This is a genomic window from Lentzea californiensis, assembly GCF_024648825.1.
Classification (GTDB): domain Bacteria; phylum Actinomycetota; class Actinomycetes; order Mycobacteriales; family Pseudonocardiaceae; genus Lentzea; species Lentzea californiensis.
Genome location: NZ_JANBBE010000006.1, coordinates 487137 through 511426, shown reverse-complemented (window position 1 = coordinate 511426; position 24290 = coordinate 487137). Strand labels below are relative to the sequence as shown.

4 protein-coding genes are annotated in these 24290 nt (G+C 72.7%); all 4 read left to right on the top strand.

What is annotated here, in order from left to right; genetic code table 11:
- Positions 1-18: 18 nt before the first annotated feature.
- From LX88_RS24460 to LX88_RS24445, 4 genes are read left to right on the top strand one after another with little or no spacing between them, the layout of a single operon-like run.
- The gene (locus LX88_RS24460) at positions 19-4755 is read left to right on the top strand and encodes a non-ribosomal peptide synthetase (RefSeq protein ID WP_258950141.1); all 4737 of its coding nucleotides are present in this window, start codon (positions 19-21) and stop codon (positions 4753-4755) included.
- Positions 4752-16949 carry a non-ribosomal peptide synthetase gene (locus LX88_RS24455; RefSeq protein WP_258950140.1) on the top strand — a complete coding sequence of 4066 codons (12198 nt, stop codon included), beginning with the start codon at positions 4752-4754 and terminating at the stop codon, positions 16947-16949. The genes LX88_RS24460 and LX88_RS24455 overlap by 4 nt, the downstream gene beginning before the upstream one ends.
- The gene (locus LX88_RS24450) at positions 16946-23839 is read left to right on the top strand and encodes a non-ribosomal peptide synthetase (protein WP_258950139.1); all 6894 of its coding nucleotides are present in this window, start codon (positions 16946-16948) and stop codon (positions 23837-23839) included. Before LX88_RS24455 ends, LX88_RS24450 begins: the two co-directional genes overlap by 4 nt.
- Positions 23836-24207: a nuclear transport factor 2 family protein gene (locus LX88_RS24445; protein ID WP_090064152.1), complete on the top strand. Its 372-nt coding sequence runs from the start codon at positions 23836-23838 to the stop codon at positions 24205-24207. The genes LX88_RS24450 and LX88_RS24445 overlap by 4 nt, the downstream gene beginning before the upstream one ends.
- Positions 24208-24290 lie beyond the last annotated feature (83 nt).

The following is a 24290-nucleotide window of genomic DNA, read 5'->3' as shown; positions in this document are numbered from 1 at the left end:
CGCCAAGGGGGTGCCACCGTGCTCGACGATCTCCAGACCCTGCCGTCCGCGGTCGACCGGGCCGTGCGCTCGGCGCCGGACGCGCCCGCCGTCGAGTGCGACGGTGTGGTGCTGACCTATGCCGAGCTCGACGCCCGCGCCGGCCGCCTCGCCCGCGTCCTCGCCGACAAGGGCGTCGGACCGGAGGACGTGGTGGCCGTCGCGGTGCCGCGCTCGGCCGAGCTGGTCGTCGCGTTGCTGGCGATCGTCCGGGCGGGAGCGGCCTACCTGCCGCTCGACCCCGACTACCCGGCCGAGCGGACCGCGCACATGGTGGACGTGGCACGGCCGGCGCTGACGCTCGGCCTCGCCGACGTGGCGGAGTGGTCGCAGGGCACGGGTGGACAGCAGGCCGTGCCGCCGTCGCCCGACCACCCCGCCTACGTCATGTTCACCTCGGGGACCACCAACAAGCCCAAGGGCGTGGTGATCACCCACCGCGGCATCCTCCAGCGGATGGCCGACGTCCAGGCGCACTACGGCCTGGGAGCGGGCGACCGGGTGCTGCAAAAGACGCCGTCGGGCTTCGACCCGTCCGTCGTCGAGGTCTTCCTGACCCTGGCCGCCGGAGCGACGCTCGTGATGGCCCGCCCCGGCGGCCACCGGGACCCCGCCTACCTGGCCAGGACCGTGCGCGCCGAGCGGATCACGATGATCCGGTTCGTCGCGTCGATGATCCCGCTGTTCCTGGACGAGTACCTGCGCCACGGCGCCGACGGGCCGCTGCGGCTGGTGGCGTCGGAGGGCGAGGGACTGCCGGTCGCGGTCGCGGACCGGTTTCGCGAGAGCCTGGACGTGGTGCTGTACAACGAGTACGGGCCGACCGAGGTGTCCGTCGGCGTCACGTGCCTGCCGTGCCGCGAGGTCGGGGGCAGCGGGCTCATGCCCATCGGCCGCCCCACTCCGGGTGCGGGGATCCGGGTGCTGGACGCGGAGTTGCGGCCGGTGCCGGCGGGTGAGGTCGGTGAGCTGTACCTGACCGGCGTCCAGCTCGCCCGCGGTTACCTCGGGCGGCCGGGGGAGACGTCGGTGCGGTTCGTCGCCGATCCCTTCGGGGCGCCCGGCGAGCGCATGTACCGCACCGGCGACCTGGGCCGGTTGCGGCCCGACGGCGACCTGGACTTCGCCGGGCGGACCGACGACCAGGTGAAGATCCGCGGCTTCCGGATCGAACCCGCCGAGGTGGCGGGCGTGGTCGCGGCGCACCCGCGGGTCGGGCAGGCGGCGGTGACCGTGCTGACGACCCCGGCGGGCGAGAAGTCGATGGTGGCGTACGCGGTGGCGGACGGACCGGCACCCACCGAGGCCGAGGTGCGCGAGCACTGCGCGTCGGTCCTGCCCGGTTACATGGTGCCTGGGGACGTGGTGTTCCTCGACGCGTTGCCGTTGACCCCCAACGGAAAGCTCGACCGGCGGGCTCTGCCCGCACCGGTCAGGGAACGCGTGGCTTCGGGTGGCCCGCCGCGGACTCCGGCGGAGGAAGCGGTCTGCGCGTTGTTCACCGAGGTCCTGGGTGTCTCGCCGATCGGCGTGGACGACGACTTCTTCGCGCTGGGCGGCCATTCGCTCGCGGCGGCGCGGCTGGTCGGCCGGTTGCGGGCGGTCGCGGGGATCGAGGTGCCCGCGCCGGCGGTGTTCGAGGCGTCCACGCCCGCGTTGCTGGCCTCGGTCATGGCGAAGGCCGGCGCTGCCCGGTCCGGTCCGGTGCCGGTGGCACAGCCCGAACGCCCGGCGCTCTCGGCCGCGCAACGGCGGATGTGGTTCGTGCAGCAGTCGGAACGCGGGCCTGCCTACAACGTTCCGATGGCGATGCGCCTGCGTGGCTCGCTGGACGTTCCCGCGCTGACCGAGGCACTGGCCGACGTCGTGGCGCGGCACGAGCCGTTGCGCACCATCTTTCCGACGTTCGAGGACGAGCCTTACCAGAAGGTTCTCGACGTTCCTTCGATCCGACTGTCCACAGCGGACGACCTGGTCTCGCGGCCGTTCGACCTGGAGACGGAGATCCCGATCCGGGCCGGTCTGCTCGTCGAAGGGGACGACGAGCACCTGCTGGTCCTGGTCGTCCACCACATTGCGGTGGACGGGTGGTCGATCACTCCGCTGTGGCGTGATCTCGCTCAGGCTTACGCGGCGCGGCTCGAAGGCCGCGCGCCGGACTGGGTCCCGTTGCCGGTGCGGTACCTGGACTTCACGAGCTGGCACCGCGACCTGCTGACTGCCGACGGCGACCTGCTGGCGTTCTGGACGGCGGAGCTCGCCGGCATGCCCGAGGAGATCGCGCTGCCCGCGGACCGCTCGGTCCGGACGGCCGGTGTCCGTGCGGCGGGCGAGGTCGCGATCAGCCTCGACGCGACGGTGCACGGCGCACTGGTGACGCTGGCCCGCGAGTCGAGGGCGACGTTGTTCATGGTGCTGCGCGCCGCGCTGGCCGGGCTGCTGTCCCGGCTCGGCGCGGGGGAGGACGTGCCGGTCGGCGGGATCGTGGCCGGCCGCGAGGACGAGTCGCTGGCCGACCTGGTCGGGTGTTTCGTCAACACCGTCGTGCTGCGCACCGACCTGTCCGGGCAGCCCACGTTCCGGGAGCTGCTGGCCAGGGTGCGGGAACAGGACGGTGCCGTGCACCTGCACGGCGAGCTGCCGTTCGACCGTCTGGTGGAGGAACTGCAACCGGCCCGTGCGCAGGGCCTGCACCCGTTGTGCCAGACGTTGCTGGTGCTCCAGCCGCCCGCGACCGTCCCCGACTTCCCCGGACTGTCGTGCGCGGACGTTCCGGTCGAAGTGGGCGCCGCCAAGGCGGACCTGGTGTTCGACTTCACCGAAGGCGACGGACTTCGCGCCACGCTCAAGTACGCCACCGACCTGTTCGACGCGGCCACGGCCCAGGCGATGGCCGGCCGGATGGTCCGCTTCCTCGAGGCCGTCGCGCAGGCGCCGGACACCCTCGTCGCGGACGTGGACCTGCTGCTGCCGGGCGAACGGGCGGTGGTCACCGCCGCACCCACGCGTGTTCCCGCCACCCTGCACGGGCTGATCTCGCAGATCGCCGCCCGCACACCGCACGCCACCGCCCTGATCTGCGGCCAGTCCACAGTGGACTACGAGGAGCTGGAAGGCCGGGCGAACCACCTGGCGCACCAGCTCGTCGCCGAAGGCGTCCGCCGGGGTGACGTGGTGGGCGTACGCCTGGAACGTGGCATCCCGCTCGTCGTGGCGATCCTGGCCGTGCTCAAGGCCGGAGCCGCCTACACCGTGCTCGACATCGCCTTCCCCGCCGCCCGGCTGGAAGCTGTGACCGCACTCGCCGGCGTTCGCACCGTCATCACGACCGTGCCGGACGGCACCGCGGCCACTCCACCCGAAGTAGCGGTGACGCCGGCCGACTCGGCGTGCGTGATGTTCACGTCGGGCTCGACGGGCAGGCCCAAGGGCGTGCTGACCTCCCACGGCGCGCTCACCGGGACGCTGACCGGCCAGGACTACGTCGAGTTCGGCGCGGACGAGGTGTGGTTGCAGTGCTCGCCCGTCTCGTGGGACGCGTTCGCGTTGGAACTGTTCGGTGCCTTGCTGTCCGGCGCGGCGTGCGTGCTGCAACCCGGCCAGTCGCCGGAGCCGGAACGGATCGCGGAGCTGATCGCCGCACACGGCATCACGACCGTGCACGTGTCCGCGAGCTTGTTGAACTACATGCTGGACGAGCACCCGGACGCGTTCGCCGGCGTGCGGCAGCTGATGACCGGCGGCGAGGCGGCGTCACCGGCGCACGTGCGGACGGCGTTGGAACGCCACCCGGATCTCCGCCTGGTCAACGGCTACTCGCCGGTCGAGAACACGATCTTCACGCTCTGCCACCGCATCACGGTCGAAGACACCGGGCGGCGAAGCGTCCCGGTCGGCCGGGTGCTGGCGGGCAAGCAGGTCCACGTGCTGGACCGGTGGCTGCGGCCGGTGCCGCCGGGAACGCCCGGTGAGCTGTACATGGCGGGCGACGGGCTGGCGCACGGGTATCTCGGGCAGGGCGCGGCGACGGCCCAGCGGTTCGTCGCGAACCCCTTCGGCGGTGGACGGATGTACCGCACGGGCGACCTGGCACGTCAGGACGCGGACGGCACCGTCGAGTTCCTGGGCCGTGCGGACGACCAGGTGAAGATCCGCGGTTTCCGGGTGGAGCCGGGCGAGGTGCGCGCGGTGCTGGCCGGGCACCCGGACGTGCGGCAGGTCGAGGTCGTGGTGCGGGAGGACCGGCCGGGCGACAAACGCCTCGTCGCGTACGTGGTCGGTGGTGCTCAAGGGCTTCGCGACCACGCCCGCGCACGGTTGCCCGAGCACCTGGTGCCGTCGGCGTTCGTGGTGCTGGACGCCCTGCCGCGCACCGACACCGGCAAGCTCGACCGGCGGGCGCTCCCGGCACCCGACGCGGTGGTCGTGAAGGGCCGTGCCCCGCGCACCGCGAACGAACGCGCGTTGTGCTCGCTGTTCGCTGAAGTCCTCGGCGTGCCGTCGGTGTCGATCGACGACGACTTCTTCCGGCTGGGCGGCCACTCGCTGCTGGTGATGCGGCTGCTCGGCCGGATCCGCCGGGAACTGCACGCCGAACTGTCCGTCGCCACCGTGTTCGACGGACCCACCGTGGCCGATCTGGCCGACCGACTCGTACTCGCGAAGAAGGCCAGACCCGCTCTGCGGGCGCGGGCCAGCCAAAAGGAGACGTTGTGAGCCCCCTGTCCTTCGCCCAGCGCCGGCTGTGGCTGCTGCACCGGCTCGACCCGGCGGGCGCGCTCTACAACGCCACCCACACCCTGCGGCTGCGCGGCCCGCTCGACGTGCCCGCGCTGGAGTCCGCCCTGGCCGACGTGGCCTTGCGGCACGAGACGTTGCGCACGGTGTTCCCGGACGTCGACGGCGAGCCGCACCAGCTGGTGCTGGACACCGTTCCGGTGCTCCGCAAGGAGTCCGGCGAAGCGGGCCTGTGGGACGCGATGACCGAGGCGTCCGGGTACGACTTCGACCTGGCGACCGAACATCCGTGGCGTCCCACGCTGTTCCGAGTGTCCGAACAGGACCACGTGCTGCTCTTCGTGATGCACCACATCGCCACGGACGGCTGGTCCTGGGGCCCGCTCACCCGCGACCTCTCCACCGCCTACGCCGCGCGGCTGGCGGGGGAGGCGCCGGACTGGGAGCCGTTGCCCGTCCAGTACGCCGACTACACGGTGTGGCAGCAGGAGGTTCTCGGCTCGGCCGACGACCCGGACAGCGAGATGGCCGGTCAGCTGGCCTACTGGCGCGACGCCCTCGCCGGACTGCCCGAGCAGCTCGTCCTGCCGACCGACCGCCCCCGTCCGGCCGCTGCGACCCATCGTGGCGCGGCGGTCGAGATCTCGGTCGACTCCGCTGTGCACCACCGGCTCTCGGACCTGGCCGCGGAGACCGGCTCGACGTTGTTCATGGTGCTGCAGGCCGGTTTGACGGCCTTGCTGTCGCGGCTGGGAGCCGGCCCGGACATCCCCGTGGGCACGGCGGTGGCCGGCCGTACCGACGAGGCGCTGGACGACCTGGTCGGGTTCTTCGTGAACACCCTCGTGCTGCGCACGGACCTGACCGGTGACCCGACTCTCCGCGAGCTGGTCGGCCGGGTCCGCGCGACGGACCTCGCCGCCTTCGCCCACCAGGACCTGCCGTTCGAACGGCTGGTGGAGGAGCTCAACCCGGAACGCTCGCGGTCGCGGCACCCGCTGTTCCAGACGATGCTCGTGCTGCAGAACGCTCCGGAGGACGCGCCGGAGTTCGCCGGCCTGACCGTCGAGACCGGGTCGGTCGAGCTGCACCCGGCCAAGTTCGACCTCACCGTCGACCTCGCCGAGACCGCGGACGGCGTGCGCGGCTGGCTCACCTACGCGCTGGACCTCTGGGACGAACCGTCGGCAACCCTGCTGGCACGCCGGTTCACGGCGTTGCTGGACACGTGGTCGTCGCAGCCGGACGTGCCCTTGTCGCGCGTCTCCACGCTGCTCGCCGAGGAACGGGTCGCGCTGGCGGAGTGGAACGCCACCGATGTCGCCTACCCGCGTGACCGGACGCTGGTGGAGTTGTTCGAGGCGCGGGTGGACGCGGACCCGGACTCCGTGGCGCTGGTGTTCGACGGCGTGGAGGTGCCGGCCGCGGAGCTGGACGCGCTGGCGAACCAGGTCGCGCACCGGCTGATCGCCCGCGGAGTCGGGCGCGGTGATCTCGTGGGTGTGCTGGTGCGGCGCTCGCCGGACTTCATGGCCGCGATCCTGGGGGCGTTGAAAGCCGGTGCGGCGTACGTGCCGCTCGACCCCGGGCACCCGGACGACCGGATCGCGTCCGTGGTGGGGCAGGCACGGCTGGACCTGGTGGTGACGGACGACCCGGACCGCGTTGCCTGTGCGGCGGTGCCGGCCGGACCGGGCGACGAGCCCACCACTCGACCCGCTGTGGAGATCACGGCGGACGACGTGGCGTGCGTGCTGTTCACGTCCGGCTCCTCGGGCGTGCCCAAGGGCGCGATGTCCTCCCACCGCGCCACTGTGAGGACCTTCTTCGGCCAGTCCTATGTGGACTTCGGTGGCTCCTGGCTGCAGTCCGCCCCGGTCTCCTGGGACGGGCTGACCCTGGAGATGTGGCCGCCCCTGCTGCACGGCGGGACCTGTGTGCTCGCCCCCGGTCAGGTTCCCGACCCGGCGGTGATCGCACGACTGGTCGTCCGGCACCGGATCACCACGCTCTGGATGTCGGCGGGGCTGTTCGCGGCCGTGCTGGACACCCACCCCGAGGTCTTCGACGTCGTCCGGCAGGTGATGACCGGCGGCGAGAGCCCGTCGGTCGCGCACCTCGCCCGTGTCGTGCGGGAGTTCCCGGACGTGCGGCTCGTGCACGGTTACGGGCCGGTCGAGAGCATGGTGTTCGCCACCACCCACCAGATCACCGAGGCCGACGGCCCGGTGCCGGTCGGCGGGCCGATCGCGAACACCTCCGTGCACCTGCTGGACGGCGACCTCAACGCCGTGCCGCCGGGCGTCGCGGCGGAGATCTACCTCGCCGGTGACGGGCTCGCGCACGGCTACCTGAACCGGGCCGGCACCACCGCCGAGAGGTTCGTGGCGCGGGCCGGCGGTCAGCGGATGTACCGCACGGGTGACGTCGGGCGGTGGCGTCCGGACGGGACCGTCGAGTTCGTGGGCCGCGCCGACGACCAGGTCAAGATCCGCGGCTACCGGGTCGAGCCCGGTGAGGTCGAGGCCGCGCTGCTGAGGCATCCCGGTGTCGAGCGGGCCGCGGTCGAGGTGCGTGCGGACGGGAGTACCGGCAAGCGGCTGGTCGCCTACGTCGTCGGCAGTGCCGACGGCCTCCGGGAGTACCTCGCGGAACGGTTGCCCGACTACATGGTGCCGGCGGCTGTGGTGGTGCTCGACGCCTTCCCGTTGACGCCCAACGGAAAGCTCGACCGGCGTGCGCTGCCCGAACCCGAGCGCGCCCAGACCGGGGGACGGGCGCCCCGGACCGCGCGGCAGGAGGTCCTCTGCGGGATCTTCGCGGACCTCCTCGGTGCGGACCGGGTCTCGCTGGACGACGACTTCTTCGCGCTGGGCGGGCATTCGCTGCTCGCGGCACGGCTGGTCGCCAAGGCGCGCACCGCGTTCGGCGTCGAGATGGCGTTGCGGGACGTGTTCGACCGGCCGACGCCGGCGGCGCTGGACGCGTTGCTCGACTCCCTCGGCACCGCGCGCCGGGCCGTGACGCCGATGCCGCGCCCGGAACGGATGCCGCTGTCCCACGCGCAGCGCAGGTTGTGGCTCCTCGAGGACGTCCACGGCCCGAGCGCCGCCTACAACGTCCCGATCGCTCTGCGCCTCACCGGATCGCTCGACCGTGATGCGTTGCGCGTCGCCCTGGTGGACCTCGTCGCACGCCACGAGCCGTTGCGCACGGTCTTCCCCGCGGCGGACGGTGAGCCGTACCAGGTCGTGCTGCCCGCCGAGGTCGACCTGATTCCGCTGGACCCGGCTGCGCTGGAGGACAGCGCCACCCGGCCGTTCGACGTGCGCACCGAACCGCCGCTGCGGGCGTACCTCGCCGCGGAGGCGCCCGACCGGCACGTGCTGTTGCTGGTCCTGCACCACATCGCTGCCGACGGCTGGTCCGTCGCGCCGCTGCTGCGCGACCTGTCCACCGCGTACACCGCACGTCGCAACAACTCGGCGCCGCAGTGGAAGGCCCTGCCCGTCGAGTACGCCGACCACGTGCTGTGGCAGCAGGAACAAGACTTCAACGAGCAACTGGGCCACTGGCGCACGGCGCTGGCCGGCCTCCCCGACGAGGCGAGCCCGCCCGCGGACCACCTGCGGCCCGCCTCACCCAGCCACCGCGGCGGCCTGGCGACGGCGCACGTCCACGCCGACGTGGCCGGGCTCGCGCGCTCCGGCCAGGCGACCCAGGCGATGGTCGTGCAGGCCGCGTTCGCCGCGCTGCTGTCCCGCCTCGGCGCGGGCACGGACGTCCCGGTGGGCGTACCCGTTGCCGGACGGGGCGACGAGGCGCTGGACGACCTGGTCGGGCTCTTCGTCAACACCGTGGTGCTGCGCAACGACGTCTCGGGCGACCCGACGTTCCGCGAACTCCTCGACCGGGTGCGGGAGACCGGCCTGGCCGGCTACGCGAACGCCGACGTGCCGTTCGACCGCGTCGTCGAGGAGCTGAACCCCGCGCGCACCCTGGCCAGGCACCCGCTGTTCCAGGTGATGGTCGTGCTGCAGAACAACGCGGAAGCCGAAGCCGAGTTCCCCGGTTGCGAGACCGAGCTCGTCGAGGTCGACCGCCACACGGCCAAGTTCGACCTCACGCTGACCCTGCACGAGACCGGCGACGGCCTGACCTGTCACCTGGAGTACGCGACCGACCTGTTCGAGGACCGCACCGCCACCGCGATCCTCGACCGTTACGTGCGGTTCCTCACCGCAGTGGCGGAGAACCCCGGCCTGCGACTGTCCGAAGTGGACCTGCTGACCCCGGCGGAGCGGCACACGATAGCCGTGGAGTGGAACGACACCGGCGTCGTCGAGTCCGGCGAGTGCCTGCACGAGATCTTCGCCCGCCACGCGCTGCGGACACCGGACGCGACCGCGTTGATCCACGAGAACGGCCGCACCACTTACGCCGAACTGGACGCGCGCGCCAACCGGCTCGCGCGGCACATCGACGCCGGCGCGGGCGTGCTCGTCGCGATCTGCCTGCCCAGGGGACCGGAACTGGTCGCGGCCGTGCTCGCCGTGCTCAAGCTCGGCGCGGCCTACCTGTTGCTCGACCCCGACCACCCGGCGGAACGGCTGGCCGCGCTCGTGCGTCAGGCAAACCCCGAGTTGACGGTCGTGGACCGCCAGGAACCCCTGCCCGGCCGGCTGGTCGACGTTCACGGCGCCTCCGGGCTGAGCGCCGAGCCGGTGCACCGCCGCGTGCGGCCGGACGCCGCGATGTGCGTGATGTTCACGTCGGGCTCGACCGGCAGGCCCAAGGGTGTGCTGACCTCGCACCGCGCGATCGTCGCCACCCTCACCGGCCAGGACTACGTCGCGTTCGGCGCGGACGAGGTGTGGCTGCAGTGCGCACCGGTCTCGTGGGACGCGTTCGCGCTCGAACTGTTCGGCGCGCTGCTTTCCGGCGCGGCCTGCGTGCTGCAGCCCGGTCAGTCACCGGAACCCGCGCGGATCGTCGAGCTGATCGCCGAACACGGCATCACGACCGTGCACCTGTCCGCGAGCCTGCTCAACTTCGTGCTGGACGAGTACCCGGCCGCGCTCCGGGGCGTGCGCCAGGTGATGACCGGCGGTGAGGCCGCGTCGAAGGCGCACGTGCGGACGTTGCTGGAACGCCACCCGGACGTCCGGCTGGTCAACGGCTACTCGCCGCTCGAGAACACCGTCTTCACCCTGTGCCACCGAATCCGGCTCGAAGACACCGCGCGCCGCAGCATCCCGGTCGGCCGCCCGCTGACGGGCAAGCAGGTCTACGTGCTGGACGAGCACCTGCGGCTGGTCCCGCCGGGCACCCCCGGTGAGCTCTACATGGCCGGCACCGGCCTGGCGCACGGCTACCTCGGCCAGGGGGCCGCGACCGCCGAGCGGTTCGTCGCCTGCCCGTTCGGTGGTCGCATGTACCGCACCGGTGACCTGGTGCGCCAGGACGCCGACGGCACGGTCGAGTTCCTGGGCCGCGCGGACGACCAGGTGAAGATCCGCGGGTTCCGGGTGGAACCGGCCGAGGTCGCGGCCGTGCTGAACGCCCACGAGGACGTCCGGCAGGCGGAGGTCGTGGTGCTCGAAGGGCCGCGGCTGGTGGCCTACGTCGTGGGCGCGGCCGACCCGGTCGTACTGCGCGGATTCGCCGCGGCCAGGCTGCCCGACCACCTGGTGCCGTCGGCGTTCGTGCTGCTCGGCGAGCTGCCCCGCACCGCCAACGGCAAGCTCGACCGCGCCGCCCTGCCCGTTCCCGACGTCACCGCGTCCACCGGAGACGCCGCCCGCACGCCGCGCCAGCAGATCCTCTGCGGCGTCTTCGCCGGCCTGCTGGACCTGCCCGAGGTGTCGCTGGACGACGACTTCTTCGCATTGGGCGGGCATTCGCTGCTGGCCGCCCGGCTGATCAGCAGGGTGCGCGTGGTGCTGGGCGTGGAGCTCGCGCTGCGGGAGGTCTTCCGCACGCCGACCGTGCGCGGTCTGGACGCCCGCGTCGACTCCCTCGCCGCGGCCAGGCCCTCCGTGCGCGCCGGCGAACGCCCCGACCGGCTTCCGCTGTCGGCCGCCCAGCGCCGGCTCTGGTTCCTGAACCGCATGCAGGGTCCGGGAACGACCTACCACGTGCCGCTCGCCCGTCGACTGCACGGACCACTCGACACCACAGCACTGCAGGCCGCGCTCGGCGACGTTCTCACACGGCACGAGGTGCTGCGCACGGTGTTCCCCGACCGCGACGGCGTACCCGAGCAGGTAGTCCTGCCCGACGCCGAGTGCGCGCTGGAGGTCATCAGGTGCGATGAGAACGAGCTGGACGCGCTGCTCGCAGCCGAGTCCGCGAGGCCGTTCGACCTCGCGTCCGACCTCCCGCTGCGGGCCATGCTGTTCCGGCTGTCCGAAGAGGACAACGTCCTGCTGGTGGTGATGCACCACATCGTGACCGACGGCTGGTCGTGGGGGCCTCTGCTGCGCGACCTCGGCGCCGCCTACGACGCCCGCTGCGCCGGTACCGAGCCGGACCTGCCACCGTTGGAGGTCCAGTACGCGGACTACGCGCTGTGGCAGCAAGATCTCGACACCAGCGCTCAGGTCGAGCACTGGCGGACGGCACTCGCCGGTCTGCCGGAGGAGATCACGCTGCCTGCCGACCGGCCGCGCCCGGAGACCCCGAGCCACCGCGGCGAGCAGCTGGCCGTGTCGCTCGACGCCGAGGCGCACCGCAGGCTGCTGGCGATCGCTCGCGAGTGCGACGCCACGCTGTTCATGGTCGTGCAGGCCGCGCTGGCGCTGATGCTGTCGAGGCTGGGCGCGGGCACGGACGTACCGCTGGGCACCGCGGTGGCCGGCCGCACCGACGAGGCGCTGGACGACCTGGTCGGGTTCTTCGTGAACACGCTGGTGCTGCGCACGGACCTCGCCGGTGACCCGACCTTCCGCGAGCTGGTCGGCCGGGTCCGGGAGACGGACCTGGCGGCGTACGCGAACCAGGACCTGCCGTTCGACCAGGTCGTCGAGGAGCTGAACCCGGTCCGCTCGCCCGCCAGGCACCCGCTGTTCCAGGTGTTCGTCACCGTCCAGCCCGCCGCGCCCGCCGCCGAACTGTCCGGAGTGGACGGCGAACCGGTCGAGATCGCGGTGACCGCGGCCAAGTTCGACCTCGCGCTGATGCTGGCCGAGACCGTGGACGAGGACGGTCCGGCGGGGATCACCGGCACGCTGGAGTACGCGGCGGACCTGTTCGAGCCCGCGACGGCCCGAGCGTTGATCGCGCGGTTCGAACGTGTCACGGCCGGGCTCGACCCGGACGCACGGGTCTCGCGGGTGGACGTGCTGTCCGCCGAGGAGCACGACCTGCTCGCGGGGTGGAACGACACCGCCGCCGACTATCCGCGCGACCGATCGCTGACAGACCTGTTCGAGGAGCAGGCGGAACTCCGCCCGGAGGCGGTGGCGCTGGTCTTCGGCGACGAACGGCTGACGTTCGCCGAGGTGGACGCGTGGGCCAACCAGGTGGCGCACAAGGTGCTCGAACACGGCGTGGTCCGGGGCGACCTGGTCGGCGTGCTGGTCGAGCGGTCGCCGGCGTTCGTCGTGGCGCTGCTGGGGGTGCTGAAGACCGGGGCGGCCTACGTGCCGCTCGACCCGACGCACCCGGTGGCGCGCATCGTGGACGAGGCACGGCTGGACCTGGTGGTCAGCCACCCGTCCGTCGCCGGCCTGCTGCCGGACCGCCTGGACGTCGTGCGGGTGGACGACGTGCGGGACGAATCCACTACGAGGCCGGGGTTCCAGGTCGGCGGGGACGACGTGGCGTGCGTGATGTTCACGTCCGGCTCGTCGGGTGTGCCGAAGGGCGTCGTCACGACGCACCGCGCGGCCGTGCGGATGTTCTTCGGCCAGCGTTTCGCCACCAGGGGCGGAGTCTGGCTGCAGGCGGCGCCCGTGGCGTGGGACGCGGCCGCGCTGGAACTGTGGCAGCCCCTGCTGCACGGCACGACCTGCGTGCTCGCACCGGGCCAGGTGCCCGATCCGGCGCTGATCGCCGAGCAGGTCGCACGGCACGGCGTCGACAGGTTGTGGCTGTCCGCGGGCCTGTTCGCGGCGCTGGTGGACACCCATCCCGAGGTGTTCGGTCAGGTCGACGAGGTCGTCACGGGCGGGGACGCCGCGTCGCCGGCCCACATCGCCCGTGTGCTGCGCGAGTACCCGGACGTGCGGCTGGTGAACGGGTACGGGCCGGTGGAGAGCATGGTCTTCGCGACCACGCACCAGATCACCGAGGTGACCGGGCCGGTGCCGATCGGTGCGCCGATCGCCCACACCACCGTGCACCTGCTCGACGGTGACCTCAACCCCGTGCCCCCCGGTGTTCCCGGTGAGATCTACGTCGGCGGCGACGGTCTGGCACTTGGATACCTGGACAAGCCCGGCGCGACCGCCGAACGGTTCGTCGCGTGTGCGGGCGGCCGCCTGTACCGGACCGGCGACCTCGCCCGGTGGCGCGCGGACGGCGTGATCGAGTTCCTCGGCCGCGCGGACCACCAGGTGAAGATCCGGGGTTTCCGGGTCGAGCCGGGGGAGGTCGAGGCGGCGCTGACCCGCCACGACCGCATCGCCCACGCGGTCGTGGTCGTGCGGGAGGAACCGGCGACCGGCAAGCGCCTCGTCGGCTACGTCGTGCCGGCGGCCGGGTGCCAGGTCACCGCCGAGGAGGCCCGCGAGCACGCCGGCGCGCTGCTCCCGGCGTTCATGGTGCCCGCGGCGGTGGTGGTGCTGGACGCGCTTCCGCTGACGCAGAACGGCAAGGTCGAGCGCCGGGCACTGCCCGCCCCGGTCGTGCAGGCCGGCGACGACGCACCGCGCAACGCCCGCCAGGAAGTGCTGTGCGGCCTCTTCGCGGACCTGCTGGGCACGCCGAAGGTCGGTCCGCGCGACGACTTCTTCGCACTCGGCGGGCACTCGCTGCTCGCCGCCCGGCTGGTGGCCCGGATCCGAGCCGCTTTCGACACCGAGATCGGACTGCGCGAGGTGTTCGACGCGCCGACCGTGGCCGCGCTGGAGGCACGTCTGGACACCGGCCGCCAAGCCAGGGAACGGCTCGTGCCAGCCGAACGGCCGGAGCTCGTGCCGCTTTCCTCGGCGCAGCAACGGTTGTGGACGGTCGAGCAGGTCCAGCAACCCGGCGCCGCCTACCACGTCCCGATCGCTCTGCGGCTGACCGGCGACCTCGACGTGACGGCACTCCGCGCGGCACTCGAGGACGTCGTGCACCGGCACGAGGCGTTGCGGACGGTGTTCCGCCAGCGCGACGGCGTGGTGCACCAGGAGGTTCTGCCGGCGGCGGTCGACTTCGCCGAGTCGCACGGCACCATCGAGGAGGAGGCCCGCAGGCCGTTCGACCTGACCGCGAGCCCGCTGCGCGTACGGCTGATCCGTGCCGGTGAACGCGACCACGTGCTGCTGATCGTCGTGCACCACATCGCGGCCGACGGCTGGTCGATGCGGCCGCTGCTGACCGGCCTCGCTGAGGCCTACACGGCCCGCGTCGACGGCAACGCTCCACAGTGGACGCCGCTGCCGGTCCAGTACGCGGACTACACGCTGTGGCAGCAACGGTTCCCGATCGACGACCAGCTCGCACACTGGCGGCAGGCCCTCGCCGGCCTGCCGGAGGAGGCGACGCTGCCGGCCGACCGGCCCCGTTCCGCCCGTCCCGCCCACCAGGGCGACGTCGTGCCGTTCAGTGTCGGCGCGGACGTGCACCAGAGTCTCACGGCGCTGGCACGGGCCGCCGGTGCGACGCCGTTCATGGTGCTGCGCGCCGCGTTCGCCGCCCTGCTGTCCCGGCTGGGCGCGGGCACGGACGTCCCGATCGGTACCCCGGTCGCGGGACGAGCGGACGAGGCACTGGACGACCTGGTCGGGTTCTTCGTCAACACACTCGTGCTGCGGACCGACCTGTCCGGCGACCCGACGTTCCTGGAACTGCTCAACCGGGTCCGCGAGCACGACCTGGCTGCCTACGACCACCAGGACCTGCCGTTCGAACGGCTGGTGGAGGAGCTGAACCCGGTCCGCACCACGGCCAGGCACCCGTTGTTCCAGGTGATGGTCGTGCTGCAGAACAACGCCGAGGGTGAGCTGACGCTGCCGGGCCTGCAGGTGGAGACGCTGCCCGCGGCGACCGGGGCGGCGAAGTTCGACCTCACCCTCGGCCTGCGGGAGGCGTTCGCGCAGGACGGCACTCCGGCCGGGCTGACCGGCGAGCTGGAGTACGCGACCGAGCTCTACGACCGCGAGACGGCCGAGGCCGTCGTGACCCGGCTGGCCCGGTTGCTCGAAGCCGTTGCCGAGAACCCCGCAGCGCCGATGTCCACAGTGGACGTGCTGGGTGCGGACGAACTGCGCGTCGTCACGGGGGAGTGGAACTCCTCCGGCGACAGCCCGCACCGGGACGCCACCCTGCCGGAACTGATGACCGGACGGCCGGACGCCGTGGCGTTGATCGACGATCTCGAGGCCGTCACGTACGCCGAGCTGCACGCTCGCGCGAACCGGCTCGCCAGGAGGCTGGCGGCGCAGGGCGCGGAAGCCGGGGACACGGTCGCGGTGTGCCTGCCGCGCGGCGTGGACCTGGTCGTCGCCATCCTCGCCGTGCTGAAGGCGGGTGCGGCCTACGTCCTGCTCGACCCCGACCACCCGGCCGACCGCCGGCAGGCGCTGCTCGACCAGGCCGGACCGGTGTTCGTGCTGGAGGACGTCGACGGCGGCCACTACCCGTCCGGCGACTTCACCCGCGTGATCACCGCGGACAGCCCGGCGTGCGTCATGTTCACCTCGGGCTCCACGGGACGTCCCAAGGGCGTCGTCGTGTCGCACCGGGCGCTCGTCACCACGCTGACCGGCCAGGACTACGTCGGCTTCGCGGAGGACGCGGTCTGGCTGCAGTGCTCGCCGGTGTCCTGGGACGCGTTCGCGCTGGAGCTGTTCGGCCCGTTGCTCTCCGGAGCCGCCTGCGTGCTGCAACCCGGCCAGACCCCGGAGCCGGCGCAGATCAAGCGCCTGACCGAGGAGCACGGCGTCACGACGCTGCACGTCTCGGCCAGCCTGCTCAACTTCCTCGTCGACGAGATGCCCGAGGTGTTCGACGGCGTCCGCGAGGTGATGACCGGCGGGGAACCCGCCTCCCTCCCGCACCTGCGCACCCTGCTCGACCGGCACCCGTTCCTGCGGGTCGTGAACGGCTACTCGCCGTTGGAGAACACCATCTTCACCCTCTGCCACGCGGTCGAGCCGCGGGACCTGGAACGGATCAGCGTGCCGGTCGGCCGCCCGGTGACGGGCAAGCGGGTGTTCGTGCTCGACCGCTGGCTGCGTCCGGTGCCGCCGGGCACCCCCGGTGAGCTGTACATGGCCGGTGACGGCCTCGCGCACGGGTACCTGGGCCAGACCCCCGCGACCGCGCAACGGTTCGTCGCCAACCCGTACGGCGCGCCCGGCGAGCGCATGTACCGCACCGGCGACCTGGTGCGCCAGGACCGCGAGGGCGTCGTGCACTTCCTCGGCCGCGCGGACGACCAGGTCAAGATCCGCGGCTTCCGGGTGGAGCCCGGCGAGGTGCGCGCGGTGCTCGCCCGTCATCCGGGCGTCCGGCAGGCCGAGGTCGTCGTCCGCGAGGACAGTCCCGGCGACAAGCGGCTCGTCGCGTACGTCGTCGGCCGTGCCGAAGGGGTGCGGGAGTTCGCCGCGAAGCACCTGCCCGACTACCTCGTGCCGGCCGCGGTCGTCGCGCTGGAGTCGTTGCCGCGCACGCCCAACGGGAAGCTCGACCGCGCCGCCCTGCCCGTTCCCGACGTGCGACGGGTCGCCGGCCGTGCGCCGCAGACCCCGCACGAGGAACTGCTCTGCGGCCTGTTCGCCGAGTTGTTGAACGCCCCCGAGGTGACCGTCGACGACGACTTCTTCGCGCTCGGCGGCCATTCGATCCTGGTGATGCGCCTGGTCAGTCGCGTCCGGTCGGTCTTCGGCGCGGAACTGGGCGTGCGGACCGTGTTCGAGAACCCGACGGTCGCGGGCCTGGCCGCCCACCTGCCGGCAGCCGCCCGTCCCGCCCCACGGCCCGTGCTGCGGGCCCGTCCGATGTCCAAGGAGACGTTGTGATCCCCCTGTCGTTCGCCCAGCAACGGCTGTGGTTCCTCGATCGGCACGAGGGAACCGGCGCCGCCTACAACATCCCGCTCGCACTGCGGCTGCACGGAGTGCTCGACAGAGAAGCACTCGAGCTCGCACTCACCGACGTGGTCGCGCGGCACGAGGCGTTGCGCACCACGTTCCCCAGCCGCGACGGCGAGCCGTACCAGGAGGTCCTGGACGACGCGAAGGTCGTGCTCGCCGTGCTCGAACCGGGCGACCCGGCCGTCGTGCTGGGCCGTGCGGCGCGGGAGGCGTTCGACCTGGCCGCCGACCCGCCGTTCCGGGCGCACCTGCTCGAGGAGGGGCCGCAGGACCACGTGCTGCTGCTGGTGATGCACCACATCGTCAGCGACGGCTGGTCGCTCGGACCACTGCTGCGCGACCTCACCGCCGCCTACACCGCGCGGCTGGAGGGCGAGGCACCGGACTGGGAGCCGTTGCCCGTCCAGTACGCCGACTACACGCTGTGGCAGCAGGACGTCCTCGGCTCGGCCGACGACCCGGGCAGCGTGCTCAGCGCCCAGCTGGCGCATTGGCGGGAGAAGCTGGCCGGTCTGCCCGAGGAGATCCCGCTGCCGGTCGACCGTCCGCGCGACGGCGACACCGGCACCGCGGGCTCCGCCGTGACCGCGCTGCTCGACGCCCGCACCGCGCGTGGACTGGCCGTGCTGGCGGAGGAGTCCGGCGCGACCCTGTTCATGGTCGCCCAGGCCGCCTTCGCCGCGTTGCTGGCGCGCAGCGGCTCCGGCGAGGACGTCCCGATCGGCACGGTCGTGACCGGCCGCGGCGAGGAGGCGCTGGAGGACCTGGTCGGGTTCTTCGTCAACACGCTGGTGCTGCGGGTGGACGTGTCCGGCGACCCGTCGTTCCGCGGGCTGCTGGCCAGGGTGCGCGAGGAGTCGCTGGACGCCTACGGGAACCAGGACCTGCCGTTCGACCGGCTGGTGGAGGAGCTGAACCCGGTGCGGGCACCGGGCAGGCACCCGCTGTTCCAGGTCATGGTGCTCGTGGACACGGACTCCGAGGGCGCCCTCGAACTGCCCGGCCTCAGCGCCGCGGTGGAGCCCTTCGGGGCGGGCTCGGCGAAGTTCGACCTCACCCTGTCGCTGCGCGAGGGACGGGACGGGGTGGCGTGCTCGCTGGAGTACCTCACCGGCCTCTTCGACGACGCGACCGCAGAGATGCTGCTGGAGCGGCTGGTCCGGTTGCTGGACCAGGCCGCGGCCGGCCCCGACCGGCCGTTGTGGGACCTGGAGGTGCTGTCCGCGGAGGAACGCGCCGCGGTGCTCGCCACCACGGAGACACCCGAACCCGCCGCCACCGTGCACGAGCTGTTCACACGTCAGGCCGCGCGCACCCCGCGGGCCGTGGCCTTGGTGTCGGACGACACCGAGATCACCTACGCGAGGCTGAACGCCGAGTCCGACAGCCTCGCGGGTTTCCTGGTTTCCCAGGGAATCCGGAGTGGGGACGTCGTGGGTGTCCACATCGGACGCGGCGTGGAGATGGCGACCGCGTTGCTTGCCATCCTCAAAGCGGGCGCGGCCTACATGATGCTCGACGTCGACTTCCCGCCCGCACGGCTGGCCTCGATGGTGGCGTCCCCGCCGGTGCGGCTCGTCCTGACCGACCGGCCGTTCGACGTGGACGTGCCCGTGGTCGCGCTCGACTACGTCCGGCCGATGCCCTTCACCGCACCGGAGACCGGTCCCGACGACCTGGCGTGCGTCATGTTCACTTCGGGCTCCACCGGTGCCGCGAAGGCCGCCGGCGCTCCGCATCGCGCCCTGACCGCCACGCTGGCCGGTCAGCGGTACGCGGGGTTCGGCCCCGGCGAGGTGTGGCTGCAGTGCGCCTCCGTGTCGTGGGACGCCTTCGCCACCCAGCTGTTCGGCCCGTTGCTGGCCGGCGGCACGTCGGTGCTGTACCCCGGCCAGCGGCCCGAGCCCGCGGTCATCGCGCGGCTCGTGGTGCGCCACGGCGTGACGGTGCTGGACGCGTCCGCCAGCCTGTTCAACCACCTCTGGGACACGAGCCCGGAGATCTTCACAGGGCTGCGCTGGGCGTTGACCGGCGGTGAGGCCGCCTCGGCCGGGCACGTGCGCGCGGTGCTGGCCGCCGTGCCGGGCATCGGCGTGGTCAACGGCTACGGACCCGTCGAGAGCATGGGTTTCACCACCTCGTTCACCGTGCCGCCAGGCTGGGACGGCACTGTGGTGCCGATCGGTTCCCCGTTGGCGGGCAAGACCGCGGTCGTGCTCGACCACCGGCTCTCGCCCGTGCCGACCGGTGCCGTGGGGGAGCTGTACGTCGGCGGAGAGGGCCTCGCGCACGGCTACCTCGGCCGGCCGGGACTGACCGCCGAACGGTTCGTCGCCTCGCCGTTCGCCACCGGGGCACGGCTGTACCGGACCGGTGACCTGGTCCGCCGCCGCGCCGACGGCACGCTGACCTACCTGGGCCGCGCCGACGACCAGGTGAAGATCCGCGGGTTCCGCGTCGAGCCAGCGGAGGTCGAGGCGGTGCTGACCACGCATCCGGACGTGACGGCCGCGGCCGTGGTGGCGCGCGAGGACGGGCCCGGCGGCAAACGGCTCGTCGCCTACGTGGTCGGCGACGCCGACCCGCGAGGCCTCCGGGAACACCTGGTGGAGCGGCTGCCCGAGCACATGGTGCCCGCCGCCTTCGTCACGCTCGACGCGTTCCCCCTGACGCCCAACGGAAAGCTGGACCGCCGCGCGTTGCCCGCGCCGTCGTACACCGTCGGCGGCAGCCAGCCGCGCACGCCCCGGCAGGAGATCCTGTGCGGGCTGTTCGCCAAGGTGCTGGGGCTCGAGGCGGTCGGTCTCGACGACGGGTTCTTCGACCTCGGCGGGCATTCGCTGCTCGCGGCCAGGTTGCTCGCCTCCATCCGCACGGTCTTCGGCGTCGAGCTGGGCATTCGCGTCCTGTTCCGCGACCCCACGCCTCGCGGTCTAGACGGTCACCTGGACAGCACGGCACCGGTGCGCACCGCGCCCCGCCCGGAACACCGGCCGGAACGGGTGCCGCTGTCGTCCGCCCAGCTGGGTGTGCGGCTCGCGATGGAGGTCGCCGACCACGCCTACACCGCGCCGCACGCCATGCGGCTGCACGGCGACCTGGACCTGGAGGCCCTGCGGACGGCGTTGCTCGACGTCGTCGAACGGCACGAGGCCCTGCGGACGGTGTTCCCCGAGGACGCCTCCGGGTGGCACCAGGTCGTGCTCCCGGCGGACGAGCTGGTGTTCGAGGTCGGGGACTGCGCCGAAGCCGAGTTGGAGGCCACGATGGCCGCGCTGGTGGCGCGCCCGTTCGACCTCGCCGCCGACATCCCGCTGCGAGTCCACGTGCTGCGCATCGGCGCACGTGACCACATGTTGTTGCTGGCGCTGCACCACATCGCCACGGACGGCTGGTCGACCGGCGTGCTGCTGCGCGACCTCGCCGAGGCGTACCGGGCTCGTGTCGCCGGCGTGGCACCGGACTGGAAGCCGTTGCCGATCCAGTACCCGGACCACAGCCTGCGGCAGGAGCTGTCCGCCGAGTCGCTCGAGTTCTGGGCCGAGACGCTGAACGGCGTCCCGGACGAGCTGCGGCTGCCCGTCGACCGCCCACGGCCGGTGGTGTCGGCCAACATCGGCGACGAGGTCCGCGCACAGGTCGACGCCGGCACGCAGCAGAAGCTCGCCGCGTTGGCACGGGCCAACAACGCCACGGTGTTCATGGCGCTGCACGCGGCCGTGGCGACGCTGCTGACCAAACTGGGCGCCGGCACGGACATCGTGCTCGGCACCGTGGTCGCCGGCCGCGGCCCCGAAGACCTGGACGACCTCGTCGGCCTTTTCGTGAACACGCTGGCGTTGCGCGTCGACCTGTCCGGTGACCCGGACTTCACCACGGTCCTGCAACGCGTCCGCGAGGCAGACCTGGCCGCGTACACGCATCAGGACGTGCCGTTCGACCGCGTCGTGGAGCGGGTCAACCCGGAGCGTTCCAGTGCCAGGCACCCCCTGTTCCAGGTGTCGCTCGCGTTGCAGGACGGGGTGGACGGCGTCGAGGACGACGCGCTCGGCCTGCCCGGCCTGGACGTGCGGACCGTCCGCACCACGACCGGCGGCGCGAAGCTCGACCTGTCCCTGGGCTTCGGGCAGAGCGAGGCCGGGCTGCAGGTGTGCCTGGAGTACGCCGTCGACCTGTGGGACCGCGCCAGCGCCGAGAAGCTGCTGGCCCGGCTGGTCGGTCTGGTCGAAACGCTCGTCACGGACCCGTCGGCGCCGCTGAGCCGGATCGAGGTGCTGACCGCGGCTGAAAGGGAAGCCGTTCTACGTCAGTGGAACGACACGGCGGTCGCTCACGACCTCGAGAAGCCCGTGCACGCGCAGATCGCCGATGTCGCGGCGCGCACTCCCGACGCACCCGCGGTCGTCGCGCACGACGGGATGCTCACCTACCGCGAGCTGGACGAACGGGCCAACCGGCTGGCGCACCACCTGATCGCGCTCGGCGCGCGCCGCGGCACCGTCGTCGGGGTGTGCACGGACCGGGACACGAGCAGCGTCGTGGCATTGCTGGCCGTGCTCAGGACAGGCGCGGCCTACCTGCCGGTCGACCCCACCTACCCGCCGGAGCGGCTGGTCTACATGCTGGCCGACGCGGGCGCGCCGGTCGTGGTGACGCAACGGGAGCTGGCGCACCTGGTCGCGTCCAGCGACGCGGCGAAGGTCGTTCTGGACGAGGAGGCCCCGGGGTGTCCGGCCACCGCGCCGGTGGTCGTGGGCGACCCGCGCGACGCCGCGTACGTGATCTACACGTCCGGCTCCACCGGCCGTCCCAAGGGAGTGGTGGTCGAGCACCGCGCGCTCGCCAACCAGACGGCCTGGCTGGTGCCCGCGCTCGGGCTCGTGCCGTCCGACCGCTCCAGCCACCTGTCCGCGCAGGGCTTCGACGCGGCGGTCGCGGAGATCTGGCCGACGCTCGTGTCCGGCGCCGCCCTGCACCTGCCGTCGCAGCAGGTGCTGGAGGACACCGAGGCGCTGGCCGAGTGGATCGCGGAGAGCGCGATCACGGTGTCGTCCCTGGCCACGCCGCGGCTGGAGGCCATGCTCGACGAACCTGCACTGGCCGCGTCCTCGGTGCGCGTCCTGCACACCGGAGGCGACGTGCTGCGCCGCCGCCCGCCCGCCGGCATGCCTTTCGAGCTGTACAACACCTACGGCCCAACGGAATGCACGGTCAACTCGACGTGCGGCCTGGTGCGGCCGGGCGTGGACGCGGACCTGCCGCCGATCGGCACACCGATCGACAACTACCTGGCGCTCGTGCTGGACGAGCACCTGCGGCCCGTCCTGCCGGGTGTGGTCGGCGAGCTGTACGTGGCGGGCGCGGGCCTCGCGCGTGGTTACCTGGGCAACCCCGGCCTGACCGCGACCCGGTTCGTGGCCTCGCCCACCGGCGGGCGGATGTACCGGACCGGCGACCTGGTGCGCTGGCTCCCGGACGGGCGGCTCGCGTTCCACGGCCGCGCCGACCAGCAGGTGCAGATCCGCGGCCTGCGCATCGAGACCGGCGAGGTCGAGGCCGCGTTGTGCGCCCTGCCGGAGGTCGCCCAGGCGGCCGTGGTCGTCCGCGAGGACCGGCTCGTCGCGTACCTCGTCGCGCCGGACGGGATCGACCCGGCGGCGGTGCGGCGCCGGCTCGCCGAGTTCCTGCCCCGGTACATGGTGCCCGAGGCGTTCGTCGTGCTGCCCGCCCTGCCGTTGACCCCCAACGAGAAGCTGGACCGGCGAGCCCTGCCCGCACCGGAGGTGGTGACGGCCGAGTTCCGCCCGCCCGCGACGGCACTGGAAGCGACTCTCTGCGCGTTGTTCGCCGAGGTGCTCGGCCGCGAGTCGGTCGGGCCGGACGACGGGTTCTTCGCCCTGGGCGGCCACTCGCTGCTGGCGGCCAAGCTCGTCTCCCGGATCAGGGCGGAACTGGGTGTGCGCCCCGAACTGCGCCTGCTGTTCGACGCCCCGACCCCGGCAGGCCTGGCCGAACGGCTCGGCAGCTCGGCCGCCGGTGATCCGCTGGGCGTGCTGATCCCGTTGCGGACCAAGGGAGACCTCGCGCCGTTGTTCTGCGTCCACCCCGGCGCCGGCATCAGCTGGGAGTACTACGGCCTGCTGCCGCACGTCGACCCGCGCCGCCCGGTGTACGCCCTGCAGGCGCGCGGCCTGACCGACCCGTCCGCGATGCCCGCCAGCCTAGCGGAGATGGCCGCCGACTACCTGGACCTGGTCCGCACCGTCTGGCCGGACGGCCCGTACCACCTGCTCGGCTGGTCGTTCGGCGCGGTCGTCGTGCACGAGATGGCGACCCTCCTGGCCCCGTCCGACATCGGCCTCCTGGCCCTGCTGGACGGCTACCCCGAAACCGAGGAGCACCCGCCGGTGTCACCGGACGACCCGGACCTGCTGACCCCGTTGCTGCTGTCCCTGGGCTACGAGCTCGACCAGCCCGTCCGCACCCGCGCCGAGTTCGACGCGGCGATCCGCGACCAGGCCGGTCCACTGGCCGGCTTCGCGGGGGCAGCGCTGCCCGAGGTGTTCGCGTCGAACGTCAACCTCCACAACCGCCACAAGCCCTCACTGCTGGCCGCGGGCGCGCACGTGTTCGAGGCCACCGAGGGCAAGTCCCCGTCCGATCCCACCCCGGCCTCGTGGCTGCCGCACTTCACCGGCCACGTCGAGGTCCACCGCGTGCACAGCACCCACGGCGGCCTGACCGCCCCGGAACCCCTGGCGTCCATCGGCGCCGTCCTGTCCACCCACCTCTCCAGCGAGGAGCCCCGCTCATGACCGCCGTCCTCAACACCACCCACGTCACCTCCGTCCACCGCTACTACGAGCTCGTCGACGCAGGCGACGTGACGGGCCTGGTGAACATGTTCAGCCCGGACGCCACCTACCGCCGCCCCGGCTACGCCCCGATGGTCGGCCACCAGGAGATGACCGCCTTCTACGGCGGCGCCCGCGTCATCCGCGAAGGCCGCCACACCGTCGACAAGGTCGTGGAGGGAGAGGACGAGGTCGCGGTCTACGGAACGTTCGCCGGCGTCCTGCACGACGGCAGGAACGTGGACCTCAGGTTCTCCGACTTCTTCGAGTTCACCGAGGACGGCCACTTCGCCCGCCGGGACACGTTCTTCTTCGCACCCCTGGTGTGACTGCAGCGGCCCGCCGACCAGTGGTGTGGCTTGGAAGGTTGCCGGGCGAATTCGCGGTCAGACGGGTGCATCGTGGTGCCCTG